Here is a 20,048-nt window from a genome sequence, read left to right on the forward strand (position 1 = left end):
ACTAAGCTATGGGAGAGAGAAAATGTAATGTATTAAAGGAGAAAAGCTTCAACTTTGCTTTACGGGTAGTGCGACTCTATAAGTTTTTGACTGAAGAGAAGAAGGAATTTGTGCTTTCGAAGCAGTTGCTCCGATCCGGTACGGCTGTAGGCGCTTTGCAGAGTGAAAGTGAAAATGCGGAAAGTGATGCTGACTTTATTCATAAACTGGCGATTGCACAAAAAGAATGTAATGAGTCCCTCTATTGGATTAAGCTTCTGTTTTATGCTGATTATTTAGACGAGAAGGCTTTTCATAGTCTGTATGCCGATGCAGATGAACTGAAGCGGATTGTAACGGCGATTATAAAGACAGCGAAGAAGAATAGGCAATGAGAATAGAGAGTTATGAATTATGAGTTATGAATTATGAGAAAAGGTAGGGAAAATAAGTGAACTCCTTTATCTACCCTTCTTAAAGGGCTTTAGGGCTTGTGAGGGCGTGTTTTTGTCTCCCTTTTCTCATAATTCATAATTCATAATTCATAATTAATCTTCCTCTTTCTTGCGTAGTTGTTTTCTTTTTTCTTACCTTTGCAAGGTTTTTACAATAAAGGGCTTTGGGAAAGTTTGATTTATACAAAATAGATTTAAGAAATCTGGCTCCGGGAGTACATACATTGACGTACAAACTGGATAATACCTTTTTTGTGAATATCGATGGTGATGAGGTGCAGAAAGGCAAAGTGAATGTGGAGCTTACGCTGAAACGGACTTCGGTAGCTTTCGAGATGGACTTTCAGTTGAACGGGATGGTGATGGTGCCGTGTGACCGGTGCCTGGACGATATGGATATTCCCGTGGAAACCCAAAACCGGCTGGTGGTGAAGTTCGGCACAGCGTATGCCGAAGAGAGTGACGAAGTGGTAGTGATTCCCGAGGACGAAGGCGCGATAAACCTGGCCTGGTTCCTTTATGAGTTTGTCGCATTGGCGGTGCCGATGAAACATGTACATGCTCCGGGCAAATGCAATAAATCCATGACATCGAAGTTAAAGAAACATACCAGTCGCAACAGCGGTGATGATTCGGACGATGAGTATAGTGATGATTCGACAGATAACACTATAGAAGACGAAACGGTAAACGAGACCGATCCGCGTTGGGATGCCCTGAAAGGTTTGATAGAAGAATAATTATAATTAAATAAATTAGAAAATGGCACATCCTAAAAGAAGACAAGGCTCAGCCCGTCAGGGCAAGCGCAGATCGCATGACAAGGCTGTTGCTCCTACGATGGCAATCTGCCCGAATTGTGGAGCATGGCACATTTATCACACCGTATGTGGTGAATGCGGCTATTACAGAGGTAAGTTAGCAATTGAAAAAGAAGCAGCGTTATAGTTTAACGCGTTTCTTTCATTCATACGGATCATACTGTATGAGACACGGAAACACGGAGTTTTGTATTAATCAATGATTAAACCTCGGTGTCTCCGTGTTTTTTTTTGGAGCCCCACCAACCTCCCCCAAGGGGAGGCTATAGGGGAAAGTAAATGCCAAATGATAAAGTGTTAATTAAAATAATAGCGCCTTTGCGCCTCCCCTTGGGGGAGGTTGGTGGGGCTTTTGATTATGGAAAAGATAAATGCGGTAATAACAGGTGTGGGTGGATATGTCCCGGAAGATGTGATCACGAATGCGGATCTGGAAAAGATAATCGATACATCGGACGAATGGATCACTACCCGCGTGGGGATTAAAGAACGGAGAGTATTGAAAGGGGAAGGACGTGGCGTATCTTATATGGGTATTCGCGCGGTCAACCAGTTATTGGAGAAGACCGGTGTCGATCCCAAAGCGATCGATATCATCCTTTGCGCGACAAGCACCCCGGATTTCGGTTTCCCCACTACGGCTTCTCTTATCGCTTATGAGACCGGTTGTCACAACGCCGGAACGTTTGATATGCAAGCGGCTTGCTCCGGTTTTATCTATGGACTGGAGACGGCGGCCAACTATATCCGTTCGGGAAAGTATAAAAAGGTAATCCTGGTGGCCGGCGATAAGATGACGGCGATCACCAACTACAAAGACCGGAACACGGCGCCTCTTTTTGGCGACGGTTGCGGGGCGATGCTATTGGAGCCGACTACCGAAGATCTCGGCGTGATGGATTGTATCCTGCGCACCGACGGCGTGGGTATCGACCACCTGCATATGCGTGGGGGTGGCTCGGCTTATCCTTCTTCGTATGAGACGGTGGATAACGATATGCACTATGTGTATCAAGACGGAAAGTTTGTGTTCAAATACGCCGTATCTTATATGGCGGATGTGGCGGCTGAACTGGTGGCACGCAACGGACTGACCAATACGGATATCAACTGGGTGATTCCGCACCAGGCCAACCTGCGCATTATCGATGCGGCGGCCCGTCGCTTGGAGGTGACACCCGAACAGGTGATGGTCAATATCCAGCGTTACGGTAATACGAGCGCCGGCTCGATCCCTCTTTGCCTGTGGGACTTCGAAGAGAAGCTCCATAAAGGAGATAATATGATCATGGCAGCTTTTGGCGCCGGGTTTACGTATGGCGCAATCTATGTGAAATGGGGATATGACGGAAAGAAAGCATAAATCCGGATTTGTCAATATCGTAGGAAACCCCAATGTGGGGAAGTCGACGCTAATGAACCGCCTGGTGGGTGAGCGCATTTCGATTATTACTTCGAAGGCGCAGACCACGCGGCACCGCATCATGGGCATTGTCAATACCGACGATATGCAAATCGTTTACTCGGATACGCCGGGTGTGTTGCAGCCGAATTATAAGTTGCAACAGTCTATGCTTAACTTCTCCCAGTCGGCATTGGGCGATGCCGATGTGTTGTTGTATGTGACCGATGTGGTAGAGACGATCGATAAGAACGAAGCGTTCCTGAAGAAGGTGCAGGCGGTGGATTGTCCTGTCCTTTTGTTGATCAATAAGATCGATCAGAGTACGCAGGAAGATCTTGAAAAGCTCGTTGCCCATTGGAAAGAACTATTGCCCCAGGCGGAGATCCTGCCGATCTCGGCGTTGAACAACTTCAATATCGAGTATATCCGTCAAAGGGTAGAGACATTGATGCCCGAGTCGCCTCCTTATTTCGAGAAAGACGCATTGACCGACAAACCGGCGCGTTTCTTTGTCACGGAGATCATCCGTGAGAAGGTATTGCTTTATTACCAGAAGGAGATACCCTATTCGGTGGAGGTGATCGTGGAGTTGTTTAAAGAAGAGGAAGACTTGATCCGCATCAAATCGTTGATCGTGGTCGAGCGCGACTCGCAGAAAGGAATTATAATCGGCCATAAAGGTGCGGCACTGAAGAAAGTCGGCGCCATGGCCCGTAAGGATATCGAACGTTTCTTCGGCAAGAAAGTCTTCCTGGAGATGTTCGTCAAAGTGGAAAAGGACTGGCGGAACAGGGATAATCTATTACGTTCTTATGGTTACCAGCTCGACTAAGAAAATGTTTAATGATTAATGATTAATGATTAATTTGAGATGCAAATCTCTGTTGATTGTGATATCCTTGTCTTTAAACATTAAACATTAAACATTAATCATTAACAATTTATGAGTAATATAGTAGCAATAGTAGGAAGACCCAACGTCGGGAAGTCCACCTTGTTTAATCGCTTGACGGAATCGCGGCAGGCCATTGTCAATGAGGAGGCCGGTACGACGCGTGACCGTCAGTACGGACGGGTCGAATGGGGCGGACGTGATTTCTCCCTGGTGGATACGGGTGGCTGGGTAGTCAACTCGGAAGATGTTTTTGAAGGGGAGATTAACAAGCAGGTACAGGTAGCGATCGAAGAAGCGGATGTGATTCTTTTTGTGGTTGATGTGATGAATGGCATGACCGACCTGGATGAAGAGGTGGCGCGTATCCTGCGTCGCTCGAAGAAACCGATTATCGTGGTGGCCAATAAGGCGGATACGTTCGATCGCCATGCCTATGCGGCGGAGTTCTACTCCTTCGGGTTAGGCGATCCGATGTGTGTTTCGGCGGTCAATGGCTCGTCTACCGGTGATCTGTTGGATAAGGTGGTCGAGATTCTTCCTGCCGAGAAGAATGAGGAATTGGATGAAGAGCTGCCGCGTATCGCGATCGTGGGTCGTCCGAACGCCGGAAAGTCTTCGTTGATCAATGCCTTTATCGGTGAGGAGCGGCATATCGTGACCGATATCGCCGGAACGACACGTGACTCGATCTACACCAAATACAATAAGTTCGGCTTGAACTTCTACCTGGTCGATACGGCCGGGATCCGGAAGAAAGGCAAGGTGAACGAGGATCTGGAATACTATTCGGTGATCCGTTCGATCCGCGCGATCGAGAACTCCGATGTCTGTGTGTTGATGCTCGACGCCACGCGGGGCATTGAAAGCCAGGACATCAATATCTTCTCTCTGATTCAGAAGAACAAGAAAGGCTTGGTGGTCTGCGTGAACAAATGGGATCTGGTGGAAGACAAGACGCAGCAGGCGATCAAGCATTATATCGAATCGATCAAGGCGCGCCTGGCACCGTTTACGGATGTGCCTATTCTGTTTATCTCGGCTTTGACGAAACAGCGCATCCTGAAGGTGTTGGAGACAGCCAAGGAGGTGTACGATAACCGTCGCCGCCGGGTGACGACCGGCAAATTGAACGAGGTGATGTTGCCGATTATCGAAGCTACCCCGCCGCCGGCCTGGAAAGGAAAGTATATCAAGATTAAGTATATCACGCAATTGCCTGCCGGGCAGGTGCCCTCTTTTGTGTTCTTCTGTAATCTTCCCCAGTGGGTGAAGGATCCGTATAAGCGCTTTCTGGAGAATCAGATCCGGGAGCATTGGGACTTTACGGGGACGCCGGTGAATATTTTTATTCGGGAGAAGTAAGGATTTAAGGGGCTTAAGGGGTTCAAGGGGCTTAAGGGGTCCAAGGGGCTTAAAGAATTTAAGGAGTTTAAGGGGTGAAGCCTTAAGCTCCTTTTTTATTCCCTTAAACCCCTTAAGCCCCTTAACCCCCTTTAATTCCTTAAAGAGAATTCAACACCTTCCTCCCCTCGCGGACCATCTCTCCGGCATTGTCGGGCGTCAGGTTTTCGTGGATAAAGGGGGCGACGGCTTTGTTGAGGCGGTCGAGTTTGTTTTGTTGGTTTTTGGATTGGAATTCTTCACGCAGGATGCGGATCTTCTCCGCGTCTTGAATCCCTTCGATGATACGTTCCCAGCGGATGCTGCTGCGCGGACCGGGATAGATCTGGTAGCAATCGCCGGCCGCCCAGGTGCGGAAGCGGCTGTCGCGTAGCGGATCCGTGGTCCAGCTGTTCCATGCCCAGCGCAGGAAGCCGTCGTAGTTGCCGGCCGCGGCGTGCCAGAAGGTCCAGGTCGCTTCTGCCGGCGGACAGAAGGTGAAGATATTAGGCAACGCTTCGGCGCAGCAGGTATAGACATTGCTCAGCTTGCCGGCTTTGGCGCGTTCCTCGCGCACGGCAGGCGGATATTGGTGGCCATAGGCAATCGCCAGGTCATAGAGGTCGGCTTGTATCTCATCGTGGTAGTTGCCTGCCAGTCCGATCTTAAAGTCGGGATCCGCCTTTTTGATAATCTGGATCGCCTCTCTCATATCTTCCATGCGCCGCTCATCCATGGCGATGGTGGTGATCTCGAACCAACCTTTGGCTTTGAGGTGACGGGCAAAGTCGGTCAGGAAATTGCCCCAGTAGTCCTGGTATAAAGCATCGCCGGGTTTGGCTTCGACATAGAGCACCCGACTGGTTGCCTGATCGTAATAATCGAAACTCAAGGCCCAGGGTATCATCGTGTAGCAACTGATCTGCTGGGTGATGCCCACTTCGTTACGCATAAACTCGATCCAGCGGTCGAACACGGTATAGTCGTACGCCCAGCTGCCGTCGAGCATTTTCATTTTCCCCACCATACTGTCGAAATGATCCTCGGTCTGTCCCGCCCAGGGGCGATGCATGATACTTGCCGTGACGACCTTCTGCCCGGCATCGGCCAGCATCTTCATGATCGGCAGCATCGCGTCGAAATGCTCCCGGCTCCATAATGGAACCTTGTAGTAGCGTGCCACCGAATAAGGATTTTGCCAGAAATCGACGTGAAATTTCCACTCTTTGGGTGCCGGCAGCGTACGGTTCATGACTTCTACCTCCATTTGCAATTGCATCTCTTGGAAATTCGCGCCTGCAACCGTCAGTGTTCCTTTGTATTTACCGGCTTTTATGTGCTGCGGGATCCAGATGTTTACCCAGATCGGTTGGGTTGTCAGGGCTTGAATATCGTGTATCTTGATGATATCGAGCGCATCGGCGACCATCGAAGAGTCCCAATCCGCTTTGTTGTCGCGGTGTCCGCAACCCGTACTGCGGTCTTTGCTCAGTTCGTCGGTCATCACGTAACGCACGAAGCTCGCCGAGGCGGCTGATGCCGGGATCAGGTTTGAACCGTTCCGCAGGTCGCTCACCGTCAGGGTAGCGCCCGAAAGATCCGTTGTGGTCCACACCACCGCCTGGGCATTCACCCGTTCGCCTTTCCAGGCTTTCGTTTGCCAGCGGTTGGTTTTCGTCACTTGCGGAATACTTAGTTTCGGGTAACGCACATCCGTACTGCCCCAGCTGATCTGGGTTGCCGCCGGTTGGGCGCGCCAAACCGCCTCGCTATCGTGTGGCTTGGTGTCGGTCAGTTCCGTGAAGTTATCCCAGAGTAAACGGGGCGTCTGTGCCCCAAGCCCCAGGCTGATTGCCCATAGACTGAAGAAGATCAACGTTTTTTTCATGATTCTAAATTATTTATGTCAGGTAAATTTGCTATATAATAAGATGTATAGATGAATGTGTCCGGCAAATATAGTGAAAAACTATAAGCTTCAAAGTGCTTTCGACTGCACTTTTAGATGGTTTCACAGGTGTGGAGCAACCGGCCCACAGCTGTGGAGCAAGTGGCCCACAAGTGTGAAACATCCGGCCCACAGCTGTGGGCCGGTTTAATTCTGCGGGGTTTGAATGAAATAGATTAGGGTTTGGGGCTTATAGTTGTAGGGGAAGTGCCTAAGGAATGCTTAATTAAGTAGGATTTAGAGGTAAAGTCTACTATCTTTTTCTACACCTGCAAATTGTAAGTGACTGTAAGAGGAAAGCCCGAAAGGGCTTTAATATGGATAACCCCTGGCGGGGTAATAGCTTATCCCTTTTGTTGTGATAACTCCTTTTAGTTTTCTTACCACCGTTAATTATCCTTAATATTCTGGAATATATCTATAATATATAATACGGCCAAGCTTGAAAAACACTACCTTTGCACCGTTTTGGCGCATGCTGTATGCATTTTATAGACGTAACTCATTGATGTTACGAGAATAATGCGTATCTTTGCAGCCCTGAAACACGGAAAGCGATTAAGAATTTTTTGAGATATATTAAGTTTAAAAGAAAGAAGAAATGCCTACAATTCAACAATTAGTTAGAAAAGGAAGGGAATCTTTGGTAGTAAAAGGTAAATCACCGGCACTGGATGCTTGTCCGCAAAGACGTGGCGTATGTGTACGTGTTTATACTACTACTCCGAAAAAGCCGAACTCTGCCATGCGTAAGGTAGCCAGAGTACGTTTGACGAACGGTAAAGAGGTGAACTCTTACATTCCGGGCGAAGGTCATAACTTGCAAGAGCACTCCATCGTATTGGTGCGTGGTGGTCGTGTAAAAGACTTACCGGGGGTACGTTATCACATCGTTCGGGGTACATTGGATACAGCAGGTGTGAATGGCCGTACGCAACGTCGTTCCAAATACGGCGCCAAACGTCCGAAGGCTGCTAAGAAGTAATTCATCCCCTTCAAACTGAGATTTAAGTAAAAAGTAATTAAAGCGGTTTGAGTATTTGGATATATCGGTTGAGTAAACGGCTAAGCGTAGCTTGTTGAAGACAGACCAACCAAAGACAAGAACAAAAATGTTTTGAGAAAATGAGAAAAGCAAAACCAAAGAAAAGACAGATCCTTCCGGATCCGGTCTTCGGTGATGTAAAGGTTACACGTTTCGTGAACCATTTGATGTATGATGGCAAGAAGAGTATTGCCTTCACGATCTTTTATTCCGCTCTGGAAACTGTAAAGGCAAAACTGCCTAACGAAGAGAAATCCCCGCTCGAGATTTGGAAAGCCGCACTCGATAATATCACTCCGCAGGTCGAAGTGAAATCCCGTCGTGTAGGTGGAGCTACCTTCCAGGTACCTACTGAGATCCGTCCGGATCGCAAAGAGTCCGTATCCATGAAAAATATGATCCTTTATTCGCGTAAGCGCGGAGGTAAGACCATGGCTGATAAGTTGGCTGCGGAAATTGTTGATGCATTTAATAACCAAGGAGGTGCATTCAAACGCAAAGAAGATATGCACCGCATGGCGGAAGCTAACCGTGCATTCGCTCACTTCAGATTTTAATCTTTAAGGCAAATTAATAGGAAAATAGTAAACGATGGCAAGTAAAGCTGATGAACAATTAAAGTATACCCGGAACATTGGGATCATGGCTCACATCGACGCGGGAAAGACGACGACTTCAGAGCGTATTCTTTTCTATACCGGTCTGACACATAAGATCGGTGAAACGCACGATGGTACAGCAACCATGGACTGGATGGCACAGGAGCAAGAACGTGGGATCACGATCACTTCTGCCGCTACCACCACGTTCTGGAATTACACAGACGATAAGTATAAAATCAATTTGATTGACACCCCGGGACACGTGGACTTCACCGTAGAGGTGGAACGTTCACTGCGTGTACTGGATGGTGCGGTCGCCGCATTCTGTGCCGTGGGTGGTGTTGAGCCCCAATCGGAAACGGTATGGCGTCAGGCCGATAAATACAACGTACCAAGAATTGGCTATGTAAATAAAATGGACCGTTCGGGCGCGAACTTCTTTGAAGTAGTGCGTCAGGTGAAAGATGTTTTAGGTGCAAGCCCCTGTCCGATCCAGATCCCTATCGGGGCGGAAGAAAAGTTTCAGGGCGTTGTCGACCTGGTAAATATGAAAGCGCTTTACTGGCACGACGAAACCATGGGTGCGGAGTATTCCGTAGAAGATGTTCCTGCCGACCTGTTGGCAGAAGCTGAAGAATGGCGCGACAAGATGCTCGAAGTACTGGCTGAATGCGATGATACGCTGATGGAAAAGTATTTCGACGATCCTTCTACGATCACCGTAGAAGAAATTATGGCCGCGATCCGCAAAGGAACACTGGCGATGCAGATCAATCCGTTGATCTGTGGATCATCCTTTAAGAACAAAGGCGTTCAACCGCTGTTGGATGCTGTTTGTGCTTATCTGCCCAGCCCGGCCGACGTAGACGTTATCGAAGGAACCGATCCGAACGACTCGGAAAAGGTAATCACGCGTAAACCGATCTACGAAGAACCCCTGACCGCGTTAGCGTTTAAGATCGCAACCGACCCGTATGTAGGCCGCTTGTGCTTCTTCCGCGTATATGCCGGAAAGCTCGACGCCGGTTCTTATATCTACAACAGCCGTACCGGCAAGAAAGAACGTATCTCCCGCTTGTTCCAGATGCACTCCAACAAACAGAATCCGATGGAAACGATCGGTTGTGGTGACATCGGCGCAGGAGTAGGTTTCAAAGATATCCGTACAGGTGATACCCTGTGTGATGAAAATCACCCGATCACCCTGGAATCCATGGAATTCCCCGAACCGGTTATCGGTATCGCTGTAGAGCCTAAGACGCAGAAAGACTTAGATCGTCTGGGTATGGGCTTGGCGAAACTGGCTGAAGAAGATCCCACGTTCCGTGTACAAACAAACGAAGATACAGGCCAGACTGTCATTAGTGGTATGGGTGAGCTTCACCTGGATATCATTATCGACCGTCTGAAACGTGAATTCAAAGTAGAATGTAACCAAGGACGTCCTCAGGTAACTTATAAAGAAGCGATCTCAGAAGCAGTCGAACTGCGCGAAGTGTACAAGAAACAATCCGGAGGTCGTGGTAAGTTTGCCGATATCATCGTTCGCGTTGAGCCGGCAGATGCTGACTTCGAAGGCACACTGCAGTTTGTTGATGTGGTGAAGGGTGGTAATATTCCGAAAGAATTTATCCCTTCCGTACAGAAAGGTTTCGAGAAAGCCATGAAGAACGGTGTATTGGCCGGTTATCCATTGGATCAACTGAAGGTGACACTGATCGATGGATCTTTCCACTCGGTCGACTCCGACCAGTTGTCGTTCGAGATCGCTGCGATCCAGGCCTTCAAAGAAGCGGCCGCTAAGGCAGGTCCTGTCTTACTGGAGCCGATCATGAAGATGGAAGTCGTTACGCCGGAAGAAAGCATGGGTGATGTGATTGGCGACTTGAACAAACGTCGCGGACAAGTAGAAGGTATGGAATCAAGCCGTACCGGTGCCCGTATCGTAAAAGCGAAAGTGCCACTGTCGGAAACATTCGGTTATGTAACCGCTTTGCGTACGATCACATCCGGACGTGCCACCTCTTCTATGCATTTCTCTCACTACATGCCGGTATCTTCAGCGATCGCTCGCGAAGTACTCAAAGAAGTGCAGGGACGCGTAGACCTGATAAAATAAAACTTAGAATGGGGGGAGGAAATGGCTCTTTCCCCCATAATTAATAATTAATAATTAACAATTAGTTAAATGAGCCAAAAAATCAGAATTAAACTGAAGTCTTACGACTACTCCCTGGTTGATAAATCAGCTGAGAAGATCGTGAAGACCGTAAAGGCGACAGGTGCAGTAGTCAGCGGGCCGATCCCTCTGCCGACACACAAGCGTATCTTTACCGTGAACCGTTCGACTTTCGTTAACAAGAAGTCACGTGAACAGTTCGAACTCTCTTCGTATAAGAGATTGATTGATATTTACAGCTCGACTGCTAAAACGGTCGATGCATTGATGAAGCTGGAATTACCCAGTGGAGTAGAGGTTGAAATTAAAGTGTGAGATAATTAAATAATTAAGTGAAATGCCAGGATTATTAGGAAAAAAAATCGGAATGACATCCGTTTTCAGTGCCGAGGGTAAAAACTTGCCATGCACTGTTATCGAAGTAGGTCCTTGTGTCGTTACACAAATCAAAACGCTTGAGAATGATGGCTACCAGGCCGTGCAATTGGGTTTCGAAGACAAAAAAGAGAAACACACACCACAACCTGAGATGGGTCACTTCAAGAAAGCGGGAGTAACGCCCAAGAGACACTTGGCCGAGTTCAAGAATTTTGAAACGGAGTACAAACTGGGTGATGTAATCACAGTAGATTACCTGGAAGATGCCGGTTTCGTGGATGTCGTAGGTACATCCAAAGGTAAAGGGTTCCAAGGTGTTGTAAAACGCCATGGTTTCGGTGGGGTAGGACAAGCTACTCACGGTCAGCACAACCGTCTGCGTGCGCCCGGTGCTATCGGAGCCTGTTCGTATCCAGCCAAAGTATTCAAAGGAACACGTATGGCCGGTCAAATGGGGAATGAACGCGTAACCGTTCAGAACCTGGAAGTGATAAAGGTAATTGCGGAACACAATCTTTTATTGGTTAAAGGATCTGTACCGGGAGCAAAAGGTTCAATCTTATTAATTGAAAAGTAATGGAACTGAGTATATTGAATATTAAAGGTGAAGATACCGGGAGAAAGGTTACTTTGAATGATGCGATTTTTTGCATTGAACCTAACGACCATGCGATCTATTTGGATGTAAAGCAGTATTTAGCAAACCAACGCCAAGGAACTCACAAATCGAAAGAAAGAAGTGAGATCGCCGGTAGTACGCGCAAACTGATCCGCCAGAAAGGTGGAGGCGGTGCTCGTCGCGGGGACATCAAATCTCCGGTATTGGTAGGTGGTGGACGCGTTTTCGGACCGAAACCACGCGACTACAGCTTTAAGTTGAACAAAAAAGTAAAGGGTCTGGCCCGTAAGTCAGCTCTTGCTTATAAAGCTCAGGAAAATGCTATCGTGGTAGTGGAAGACTTTGTCATGGAAACACCCAAGACAAAAGAAATCATCGCCATTGCTAAAGGACTGAACGTAGAAGGCAAGAAATTGCTGTTCGTTTTGCCTGAGAAGAATAATGCGATCTATTTGTCGGCACGCAACCTGCAGAAGACAAATGTTATTCAGGCTTGTGAGTTGAACACGTATGGTATTCTGAATGCCAACAACCTGGTGTTGACCGAAAGCTCACTGGCTATTATTGAGAAACTTTTTAATGCATAAGGAGTAAAGAGAAATGGGAATAATCATTAAACCTATCGTAACAGAGAAACAAACAGCGATCACGGATAAATTTCCTAATCGTTATGGTTTTCGTGTCTCTCCGAATGCCAATAAGTTACAGATAAAGAAAGCTGTTGAAGACATGTATAATGTAACCGTTGTGGATGTAAACACAATGAATTATGCAGGCAAACTGAAAAGCCGTTACACCAAATCGGGTGTGATCAACGGTCGGATGCCGTCGTTCAAGAAAGCTGTTATCACGTTGAAAGAAGGAGACATAATTGATTTCTTTAGCAATATCTAAAAAGAAATGGGAATACGTAAATTAAAGCCCACGACACCGGGGCAGAGACACAAAGTTATTGGTGCATTTGACAAGATCACTGCAAGTACACCAGAGAAGTCTCTTGTAACAGGTAAGAAACGGACAGGTGGCCGTAACAACACAGGTAAAATGACTATGCGTTATATCGGTGGTGGCCACAAACAACGTTACAGACTTATCGACTTCAAGAGAAATAAAGATGGCATTCCTGCAACAGTAAAGAGCATTGAGTACGATCCGAATCGTACGTCACGCATCGCTTTACTGTATTACGCCGACGGAGCAAAGAGCTATATCATCGCTCCCAACGGATTGGAAGTAGGCCAGACAGTGGTCTCAGGTAGCGACGCCGCTCCTGAAGTAGGGAACTGCTTGCCGATGGCAAACATCCCTGTGGGTACTATTATTCACAATATCGAGCTTCGCCCGGGACAAGGTGCCAAGATGGTACGTTCGGCCGGTGCATTTGCTCAGCTGACTTCTAAAGAAGGCATGTATGCGATTATTCGTATGCCTTCGGGTGAAACAAGAAAGATTCTTGCTGCTTGTAAAGCTACCATTGGTAGTGTAGGTAATTCAGACCATGGTCTTGAAAAATCAGGTAAAGCCGGTCGTTCACGCTGGTTGGGTCGTCGTCCTCGCGTTCGTGGGGTTGTGATGAACCCGGTTGATCACCCCATGGGTGGTGGTGAAGGACGTGCATCGGGAGGACATCCTCGCTCACGCAAAGGCTTATATGCTAAGGGCTTGAAAACAAGAGCTCCTAAGAAGCATTCTTCCAAGTATATCATTGAAAGAAGAAAGAAATAATCTGATTAATTAAAGAAACTATGAGTCGTTCACTAAAAAAAGGCCCGTATATTAATGTAAAGCTTGAAAAGAAAGTTCTGGATATGAACGAATCAGGCAAGAAGAATGTCATTAAGACATGGGCAAGAGCTTCAATGATTTCTCCTGACTTTGTCGGGCATACAATTGCAGTTCACAATGGTAATAAATTTATTCCTGTTTTTGTCACTGAAAACATGGTAGGACATAAGTTAGGCGAATTCTCTCCGACACGTACGTTCCGCGGCCATGCCGGTAACAAGAAGAAATAACAGGAACTCAGGAATCTAATAAAAAGAATAGAAAATGGGTGCTAGAAAAAGAATATCAGCTGAAGCAAGAAAAGATGCTCGCAAGACCCAATACTTTGCAAAACTACGGAATGTACCGACTTCTCCGCGTAAGATGCGTCTGGTTGTAGACATGGTACGTGGAATGGAAGTATTCCGTGCTTTGGGTGTTTTGAAGTTTTCCAATAAAGAAGCTGCAGCAAGAGTAGAAAAGTTGCTTCGTTCGGCTATTTCCAACTGGGAACAGAAGAACGAACGTAAGGCAGAAGCCGGTGAGTTGTATATCTCCGCCATTAGTGTGGATTGCGCTACAACTTTGAAGAGAATGCGTCCGGCTCCGCAGGGTAGAGGTTACCGGATTCGTAAACGTTCGAACCATGTAACATTGTTTGTAGATACACTAAGTAACAACGATAGTCAAAATTAATTTAGATGGGACAAAAAGTTAATCCAATTAGTAATCGTTTGGGTATCATCCGCGGATGGGACTCCAATTGGTATGGCGGCAAAAACTACGGTGACACCTTGTTGGAAGACAGCAAGATCCGTAAGTATCTGAACGCACGTCTGGCCAAAGCTAGTGTATCTCGTATCATTATTGAACGTACGCTGAAATTGATCACAATTACAGTTTGCACATCGCGTCCGGGCATTATCATCGGAAAAGGTGGTCAGGAAGTGGATAAGTTGAAAGAAGAGTTGAAAAAGATTACCGACAAAGAAGTTCAAATCAACATCTTTGAGGTAAAAAGACCTGAATTAGACGCTGTCATTGTCGCAAACAATATTGCTCGTCAGTTGGAAGGAAAAATTGCTTACCGTCGCGCTATCAAGATGGCTATCGCATCAACCATGAGAATGGGAGCCGAAGGTATTAAAATTCAAATCTCTGGGCGTCTGAATGGAGCGGAAATGGCTCGTTCGGAAATGTATAAAGAAGGTCGTACTCCGTTACATACTTTCAGAGCTGATATCGATTATGCTCTGGCAGAAGCGTTGACAAAAGTGGGATTGTTGGGTGTTAAAGTTTGGATCTGCCGTGGGGAAGTGTATGGAAAACGCGACCTGGCTCCTAACTTCACACAACAGAAAGATTCCGGCCGTGGCGGCAACACCGGTGGTGGCCGTGGCGACAGAAGAGAAAGAGGAGACAGAGGGGACAGAAACTTCAAGAAGAAGAGAGAGAATCGTTAAACATTAGAACTTAAGAAAGATGTTACAACCGAAAAGAACCAGATTCAGAAGAATGCAGAAAGGGCGCATGAAGGGCGAAGCTCAACGTGGCAACCAGATCGCATTCGGATCATTTGGAATAAAATCGTTAGAGAATAAATGGATTACCGGTCGTCAGATCGAAGCTGCCCGTATCGCTGTAACCCGTTACATGCAACGTCAGGGACAAGTATGGGTACGTATCTTCCCGGATAAACCGATTACGAAGAAGCCCGCCGAAGTGCGTATGGGTAAAGGTAAAGGTAACCCCGAAGGGTTTGTGGCGCCTGTTACTCCGGGCCGTATCCTTTTCGAAATCGAAGGTGTTCCCTTTGATGTGGCCAAAGAAGCATTGCGCTTAGCCGCTCAGAAGCTTCCGGTAACGACCAAGTTTGTTGTGAGACGTGATTATGACATGAATAATCAAAATGCGTAAGGGTTATGAAGATTGCAGAAATTAGAGAACTAAGTACAAAAGAATTACTGGAAAGAGTAGAGGCTGAAGTAGCCGCTTACGACCTGAAAGTAATCGGCCACAGCATTTCGCCTGTGGACAACCCTGCACTGATCAAAGACCAACGCAGGACAATTGCGCGCATGAAAACAGAATTGCGTCAGAGAGAACTTAACAACAAAAAATGATCGGGATGGAAACGAGAAATTTAAGAAAAGAAAGAATGGGCGTAGTGACCAGCAACAAGATGGATAAAAGCATCACGGTCGCTATTAAATGGAAGGAAAAACACCCCATTTATGGTAAGTTCGTGAATAAGACGAAGAAATATCATGCGCATGATGAGAAGAACGATTGCAATATCGGCGATACCGTAAAGATTATGGAAACTCGTCCGTTGAGCAAGACAAAGAGATGGAGATTAGTAGAAATAATCGAAAGGGCTAAGTAAGATGATACAGTCAGAATCAAGATTAGTAGTCGCTGATAACAGCGGTGCAAAAGAAGCTTTGTGTATCCGCGTATTAGGCGGTACCCGCAAGCGCTATGCAACGGTGGGTGATGTGATCGTTGTGGCGATCAAAAGTACAATCCCTGCCAGTGATGTAAAGAAAGGTGCGGTTTCAAAAGCGATCATCGTACGTACAAAGAAAGAGATCCGTCGTCAGGACGGTTCGTATATCCGTTTCGATGATAACGCCTGTGTATTGTTGAACGCAGCAGGCGATATCCGCGGCAGCCGTATCTTCGGTCCGGTAGCTCGTGAACTTCGTGCGACAAACATGAAAATCGTTTCACTTGCACCTGAAGTGCTTTAATTCGTAAATCGTAAAGTAATGAGTAAATTACATATCAAAAAAGGCGATATAGTATTTGTTAATACCGGCGAAGACAAAGGTAAAACAGGACGTGTCCTGCAGGTGCTCGTGAAAGACAGCCGTGCCATTGTGGAAGGTGTTAATATGGTATCCAAGCATACCAAGCCGAATGCAAAAAATCCTCAGGGAGGAGTAGAGAAGAAAGAAGCTCCCGTTCATATTTCGAACCTGAACGTATTGGATCCTAAATCAGGCAAGCCGACACGTATTGGTCGTAAACTGGACAGCAAGGGTAAGTTAGTACGTTACGCAAAAAAATCAGGGGAGGAAATTAAATAATGAGCAATACAGCCAATCTGAAGAAAGATTATCAGGAAAGAATCGTTCCTGCTTTGACCAAAGAGTTTGGATATAGTTCAGCTATGCAGGTTCCTGTACTGAAAAAGATCGTGATCAATCAAGGTCTGGGTATGGCAACGGCTGACAAGAAGATCATTGATGTAGCTATCACGGAGTTGACCAATATTACCGGTCAGAAAGCGGTGGCAACGATCTCTAAGAAAGACGTTTCAAACTTTAAGTTGCGTAAGAAAATGCCGATCGGTGTGATGGTTACCCTGCGCCGCGAGCAAATGTATGAATTCCTGGAAAGACTCGTTCGCGTAGCTCTTCCCCGTATTCGTGACTTTAAAGGGATTGAAAGTAAACTGGACGGACGGGGTAATTACACCCTCGGAATCCAGGAACAGATCATCTTCCCTGAAATTAATATTGATAATATTACCAAAATATTAGGAATGAATATTACCTTTGTCACCTCTGCGAAAACAGATGAAGAAGGCTATGCACTCCTGAGAGAATTTGGTTTGCCTTTCAAGAACATTAAAAGAGACTAAACGAAGAATATGGCAAAAGAATCAATGAAAGCCCGCGAGGTGAAAAGAGCCAAGCTGGTTGCCAAATATGCTGAGAAAAGAGCAGCGCTGAAAGCCGAAGGCGATTACGAAGCTTTGCAGGCACTGCCTAAGAACGCTTCGCCGGTACGGATGCACAACCGTTGCAAACTCACCGGCCGTCCGAAAGGATACATGCGTCAGTTCGGTATTTCACGTATTCAATTCCGTGAAATGGCATCCAACGGTTTGATCCCCGGCGTACGGAAAGCAAGCTGGTAAGAAGAGGCTATACCTCGGAAAGGGAAGAGCCTGTTCTCCGCTAAGGAGAGAGGCTGTTCCTCACACAACAAGAAAGATTGAGTTTTTAAATATTGTCCCGACAGCCGGGATCAATTTAATTAAAATTATTTATGACAGATCCTATTGCAGATTATTTGACGCGGTTGCGCAACGCAATCAAAGCGGGCCACAGAGTAGTGGAAATCCCTGCGTCGAATGTGAAAAAAGAGATCACAAAGATCCTTTTTGACAAAGGCTACATCTTAAATTTTAAGTTTGTAGATGATGGTCCTCAAGGCAGTATCAAGATTGCCTTGAAGTATGACTTAGTAAACAAAGTGAATGCTATCAAGAAACTTGAAAGAGTTTCGAAGCCCGGTTTACGTAAGTATACAGGTTACAAAGAGATGCCGCGCGTATTGAACGGCTTGGGTATTGCAGTTGTTTCTACTTCCAAAGGGGTGATGACCGACAAAGAAGCCCGCGATCTGAAGATCGGCGGTGAAGTATTATGTTACGTTTATTAATGAGGAGGGAAGAAGAATGTCAAGAATAGGAAAATTACCCATCCAGGTACCCGCGGGAGTAACCGTGACGATTAAGGATAATGTAGTAACAGTGAAAGGGCCGAAAGGTGAACTCAAACAAGAGGTTAATCCTGAAATTGCTGTTAAGTTTGAAGACGGAACAATTGAAGTGTCCCGGCCGACCGACGAGCGCCAACATCGCGCCTTGCACGGCCTGTATCGTTCGCTGATCAATAATATGGTCATCGGTGTGAGCGAAGGATACAAAAAAGAATTGGAACTGATCGGGGTTGGTTACCGTGTTTCCAATACCGGACAGTTATTGGATTTCTCTTTGGGCTTTACCCACAACATCTATATGATGCTGCCGCCGGAAATTAAGGTGGAAACGAAGATGGAGAGAAATAAAGCTCCGCTTATTATCCTTGAGTCGGCTGATAAACAATTAATCGGACAAGTTTGTGCAAAGATTCGTTCATTCCGTAAACCGGAACCGTATAAAGGGAAAGGTATTAAATTCGTGGGTGAAGTACTTCGCAGAAAGTCTGGTAAATCAGCTGGTAAGTAATCGACGTAAACTGAAATTATCATGACAACGAAAGTATTAAGAAGACTTAAAATAAAGAAAGGCATCCGTGGGAAAGTATCAGGAACTCCTGAACGTCCACGCCTTACTGTGTTTAGAAGCAACAAGCAGATCTATGCACAGGTAATTGATGATACGACCGGCAAAACTTTGGCCGCAGCCTCTTCTCTGAAAATGGAAGACAAAGCTCCGAAGAAAGAAATCGCAGCCAAGGTAGGTGAACAAATCGCGAAGAATGCACAAGAAGCGGGTATTCAGACCGTAGTATTCGACCGTAACGGTTATCTGTATCATGGGAGAATTAAAGAATTAGCAGACGCAGCACGTAAAGGTGGCCTTAATTTTTAAAGAAGATGGTAGGAACTAGTAATAGAGTTAAATCGACCAACGACTTAGAGTTGAAGGACAGATTGGTGGCAATCAACCGCGTTACAAAAGTAACCAAAGGGGGACGTACATTCAGTTTTGCTGCGATTGTCGTTGTAGGAAACGAAGACGGAATCATCGGTTGGGGCTTAGGCAAAGCCGGTGAAGTAACAACTGCCATTGCCAAAGGCGTGGAAGCTGCTAAGAAAAATTTGATCAAAGTGCCTATCCATAAAGGTACGATTCCTCACGAGCAAGTGGCAAAATTTGGTGGAGCTCAGGTATTCTTGAAACCTGCAACTGCCGGTACCGGGGTTAAAGCCGGGGGTGCTATGCGTGCCGTGTTGGAGAGTGTTGGTGTAACTGACGTTTTGGCAAAATCAAAAGGATCATCAAATCCTCATAACTTGGTGAAAGCTACGATTGAAGCATTAGCTGAGATGAGAAGTCCGTTTATGGTTGCCCAGAACAGAGGTATATCTGTAGAAAAAGTGTTCAAAGGTTAATTAAGGGAGGATATTTATGGCAACTATTAAAGTAAAGCAAACTAAAAGTAGAATTAAATGCCCGAAAGACCAAAAGAGAACTTTGGACGCATTAGGTTTGAAGAAGATGAATCAGGTTGTAGAACATGAAGCATCTCCAGCTATCCTGGGTATGGTAAATAAAGTGAAACATTTGGTTTCCGTAGTAGAGTAATAAATAGGTTAAAACATAAAGATATGAATTTATCAAACTTAAAACCGGCTGAAGGATCTACCAAGACCAGAAAAAGAATCGGACGTGGTCCGGGTTCAGGATTAGGTGGAACTTCAACTCGTGGACATAAAGGGGCTAAGTCTCGTTCAGGATATTCCAAGAAAATTGGTTTCGAAGGTGGACAGATGCCTATCCAAAGACGTTTACCGAAGTTTGGTTTCAAGAATATTAACAGAGTAGAATATAAAGCAATCAATCTCTCCACCTTACAACAAATGGCAGAAGCTCAGCAGCTGACTAAGATTGGCGTGGAAGAATTGATCAATGCAGGATTTATCTCTTCTTCTCAATTGGTTAAAATTCTTGGTAAAGGTAGTCTTACCGCAAAGTTAGATGTTGAAGCACACGCTTTCTCTAAAAGTGCAGAAGCTGCCATTCAAGCCGCAGGTGGAACAGCAGTTAAACTCTAAGT

At 46.1% G+C, this 20,048-nt stretch carries 31 protein-coding genes; 30 read left to right on the forward strand and 1 reads right to left on the reverse strand.

Annotated elements, in window-relative coordinates; all coding sequences use genetic code 11:
* Positions 1–8 precede the first annotated feature (8 nt).
* From M2133_RS07755 to der, 6 genes are all read left to right on the forward strand, one after another.
* Positions 9–374, forward strand: coding sequence for a four helix bundle protein (locus tag M2133_RS07755; protein ID WP_277465498.1), 366 nt, complete (start codon positions 9–11; stop codon positions 372–374).
* A 224-nt stretch (positions 375–598) separates the two neighbouring features.
* A complete protein-coding gene (locus M2133_RS07760; protein WP_277465499.1) occupies positions 599–1,174 on the forward strand; it encodes a DUF177 domain-containing protein in 576 nt (191 codons plus the stop codon).
* A 22-nt stretch (positions 1,175–1,196) separates the two neighbouring features.
* Positions 1,197–1,382, forward strand: coding sequence for a 50S ribosomal protein L32 (rpmF, locus tag M2133_RS07765; protein ID WP_277465500.1), 186 nt, complete (start codon positions 1,197–1,199; stop codon positions 1,380–1,382).
* Positions 1,383–1,613: 231 nt separating this feature from the next.
* Positions 1,614–2,618 carry a beta-ketoacyl-ACP synthase III gene (locus tag M2133_RS07770; protein WP_277465501.1) on the forward strand — a complete coding sequence of 335 codons (1,005 nt, stop codon included), beginning with the start codon at positions 1,614–1,616 and terminating at the stop codon, positions 2,616–2,618.
* Positions 2,599–3,492 (forward strand): GTPase Era, encoded by an 894-nt coding sequence (era, locus tag M2133_RS07775; RefSeq protein WP_277465502.1) that lies wholly within the window; start codon positions 2,599–2,601, stop codon positions 3,490–3,492. The genes M2133_RS07770 and era overlap by 20 nt, the downstream gene beginning before the upstream one ends.
* Positions 3,493–3,603: 111 nt before the next feature.
* Positions 3,604–4,917: a ribosome biogenesis GTPase Der gene (gene der / locus M2133_RS07780; protein ID WP_277465503.1), complete on the forward strand. Its 1,314-nt coding sequence runs from the start codon at positions 3,604–3,606 to the stop codon at positions 4,915–4,917.
* A 139-nt stretch (positions 4,918–5,056) separates the two neighbouring features.
* Here der and M2133_RS07785 read toward each other — a convergent pair whose 3' ends face one another.
* Positions 5,057–6,823 carry a glycoside hydrolase domain-containing protein gene (locus M2133_RS07785; protein WP_277465504.1) on the reverse strand — a complete coding sequence of 589 codons (1,767 nt, stop codon included), beginning with the start codon at positions 6,821–6,823 and terminating at the stop codon, positions 5,057–5,059.
* A 661-nt stretch (positions 6,824–7,484) separates the two neighbouring features.
* On the opposite strand from M2133_RS07785, the gene rpsL reads away from it, so the two are divergent.
* The 24 genes from rpsL to rplO all read left to right on the forward strand — a co-directional run bounded on the left by rpsL (position 7,485) and on the right by rplO (position 20,046).
* Positions 7,485–7,868, forward strand: coding sequence for a 30S ribosomal protein S12 (rpsL, locus tag M2133_RS07790; protein WP_277465505.1), 384 nt, complete (start codon positions 7,485–7,487; stop codon positions 7,866–7,868).
* A gap of 140 nt (positions 7,869–8,008) precedes the next feature.
* A complete protein-coding gene (gene rpsG, locus M2133_RS07795; RefSeq protein WP_277465506.1) occupies positions 8,009–8,485 on the forward strand; it encodes a 30S ribosomal protein S7 in 477 nt (158 codons plus the stop codon).
* A 34-nt stretch (positions 8,486–8,519) separates the two neighbouring features.
* A complete protein-coding gene (fusA, locus tag M2133_RS07800; RefSeq protein WP_277465507.1) occupies positions 8,520–10,649 on the forward strand; it encodes an elongation factor G in 2,130 nt (709 codons plus the stop codon).
* A 69-nt stretch (positions 10,650–10,718) separates the two neighbouring features.
* The gene (gene rpsJ, locus M2133_RS07805) at positions 10,719–11,024 is read left to right on the forward strand and encodes a 30S ribosomal protein S10 (protein ID WP_005634728.1); all 306 of its coding nucleotides are present in this window, start codon (positions 10,719–10,721) and stop codon (positions 11,022–11,024) included.
* A gap of 22 nt (positions 11,025–11,046) precedes the next feature.
* Positions 11,047–11,664 (forward strand): 50S ribosomal protein L3, encoded by a 618-nt coding sequence (gene rplC, locus M2133_RS07810; protein ID WP_277465511.1) that lies wholly within the window; start codon positions 11,047–11,049, stop codon positions 11,662–11,664.
* Positions 11,664–12,293, forward strand: a complete 630-nt coding sequence (gene rplD / locus M2133_RS07815; RefSeq protein WP_277465512.1) for a 50S ribosomal protein L4 — start codon at positions 11,664–11,666, stop codon at positions 12,291–12,293. Before rplC ends, rplD begins: the two co-directional genes overlap by 1 nt.
* 13 nt (positions 12,294–12,306) lie before the next feature.
* Positions 12,307–12,600, forward strand: a complete 294-nt coding sequence (gene rplW, locus M2133_RS07820; RefSeq protein ID WP_277465513.1) for a 50S ribosomal protein L23 — start codon at positions 12,307–12,309, stop codon at positions 12,598–12,600.
* 6 nt (positions 12,601–12,606) lie between these two features.
* On the forward strand, positions 12,607–13,431 hold the full coding sequence (gene rplB / locus M2133_RS07825; RefSeq protein WP_277465514.1) for a 50S ribosomal protein L2: 825 nt from the start codon (positions 12,607–12,609) through the stop codon (positions 13,429–13,431).
* Between the two features lie 20 nt (positions 13,432–13,451).
* Positions 13,452–13,721, forward strand: coding sequence for a 30S ribosomal protein S19 (gene rpsS / locus M2133_RS07830; RefSeq protein WP_277465515.1), 270 nt, complete (start codon positions 13,452–13,454; stop codon positions 13,719–13,721).
* A 34-nt stretch (positions 13,722–13,755) separates the two neighbouring features.
* Positions 13,756–14,166 (forward strand): 50S ribosomal protein L22, encoded by a 411-nt coding sequence (rplV, locus tag M2133_RS07835; protein WP_277465516.1) that lies wholly within the window; start codon positions 13,756–13,758, stop codon positions 14,164–14,166.
* 5 nt (positions 14,167–14,171) lie between these two features.
* On the forward strand, positions 14,172–14,933 hold the full coding sequence (rpsC, locus tag M2133_RS07840) for a 30S ribosomal protein S3 (protein ID WP_277465517.1): 762 nt from the start codon (positions 14,172–14,174) through the stop codon (positions 14,931–14,933).
* A 19-nt stretch (positions 14,934–14,952) separates the two neighbouring features.
* Complete coding sequence (gene rplP / locus M2133_RS07845) at positions 14,953–15,387, forward strand: 50S ribosomal protein L16 (RefSeq protein WP_277465518.1); 435 nt, start codon at positions 14,953–14,955, stop codon at positions 15,385–15,387.
* A gap of 5 nt (positions 15,388–15,392) precedes the next feature.
* Complete coding sequence (rpmC, locus tag M2133_RS07850; RefSeq protein ID WP_277465519.1) at positions 15,393–15,593, forward strand: 50S ribosomal protein L29; 201 nt, start codon at positions 15,393–15,395, stop codon at positions 15,591–15,593.
* Positions 15,590–15,856, forward strand: coding sequence for a 30S ribosomal protein S17 (rpsQ, locus tag M2133_RS07855; protein ID WP_277465520.1), 267 nt, complete (start codon positions 15,590–15,592; stop codon positions 15,854–15,856). Before rpmC ends, rpsQ begins: the two co-directional genes overlap by 4 nt.
* 1 nt (position 15,857) lies before the next feature.
* Entirely contained in the window at positions 15,858–16,223 is a 366-nt protein-coding gene (gene rplN / locus M2133_RS07860; RefSeq protein WP_277465521.1) for a 50S ribosomal protein L14, read from the forward strand.
* A gap of 18 nt (positions 16,224–16,241) precedes the next feature.
* Positions 16,242–16,562 (forward strand): 50S ribosomal protein L24, encoded by a 321-nt coding sequence (gene rplX / locus M2133_RS07865; protein ID WP_277465523.1) that lies wholly within the window; start codon positions 16,242–16,244, stop codon positions 16,560–16,562.
* Complete coding sequence (gene rplE, locus M2133_RS07870) at positions 16,562–17,119, forward strand: 50S ribosomal protein L5 (RefSeq protein WP_277465524.1); 558 nt, start codon at positions 16,562–16,564, stop codon at positions 17,117–17,119. Before rplX ends, rplE begins: the two co-directional genes overlap by 1 nt.
* Before the next feature lie 9 nt (positions 17,120–17,128).
* Entirely contained in the window at positions 17,129–17,398 is a 270-nt protein-coding gene (gene rpsN, locus M2133_RS07875) for a 30S ribosomal protein S14 (protein ID WP_277465526.1), read from the forward strand.
* 131 nt (positions 17,399–17,529) lie between these two features.
* Positions 17,530–17,925: a 30S ribosomal protein S8 gene (gene rpsH / locus M2133_RS07880; RefSeq protein WP_277465527.1), complete on the forward strand. Its 396-nt coding sequence runs from the start codon at positions 17,530–17,532 to the stop codon at positions 17,923–17,925.
* 16 nt (positions 17,926–17,941) lie between these two features.
* Positions 17,942–18,493, forward strand: a complete 552-nt coding sequence (gene rplF / locus M2133_RS07885; RefSeq protein ID WP_277465530.1) for a 50S ribosomal protein L6 — start codon at positions 17,942–17,944, stop codon at positions 18,491–18,493.
* A gap of 21 nt (positions 18,494–18,514) precedes the next feature.
* On the forward strand, positions 18,515–18,859 hold the full coding sequence (rplR, locus tag M2133_RS07890) for a 50S ribosomal protein L18 (RefSeq protein ID WP_277465531.1): 345 nt from the start codon (positions 18,515–18,517) through the stop codon (positions 18,857–18,859).
* A gap of 5 nt (positions 18,860–18,864) precedes the next feature.
* On the forward strand, positions 18,865–19,383 hold the full coding sequence (gene rpsE / locus M2133_RS07895) for a 30S ribosomal protein S5 (protein WP_277465532.1): 519 nt from the start codon (positions 18,865–18,867) through the stop codon (positions 19,381–19,383).
* A gap of 16 nt (positions 19,384–19,399) precedes the next feature.
* Positions 19,400–19,576 (forward strand): 50S ribosomal protein L30, encoded by a 177-nt coding sequence (rpmD, locus tag M2133_RS07900; protein ID WP_277465533.1) that lies wholly within the window; start codon positions 19,400–19,402, stop codon positions 19,574–19,576.
* 23 nt (positions 19,577–19,599) lie between these two features.
* Positions 19,600–20,046 carry a 50S ribosomal protein L15 gene (rplO, locus tag M2133_RS07905; protein WP_277465534.1) on the forward strand — a complete coding sequence of 149 codons (447 nt, stop codon included), beginning with the start codon at positions 19,600–19,602 and terminating at the stop codon, positions 20,044–20,046.
* Positions 20,047–20,048: the final 2 nt, after the last annotated feature.

Origin of the sequence: Parabacteroides sp. PF5-6, from assembly GCF_029504695.1 — a bacterium.
In the GTDB taxonomy this organism is placed as follows: domain Bacteria; phylum Bacteroidota; class Bacteroidia; order Bacteroidales; family Tannerellaceae; genus QVMG01.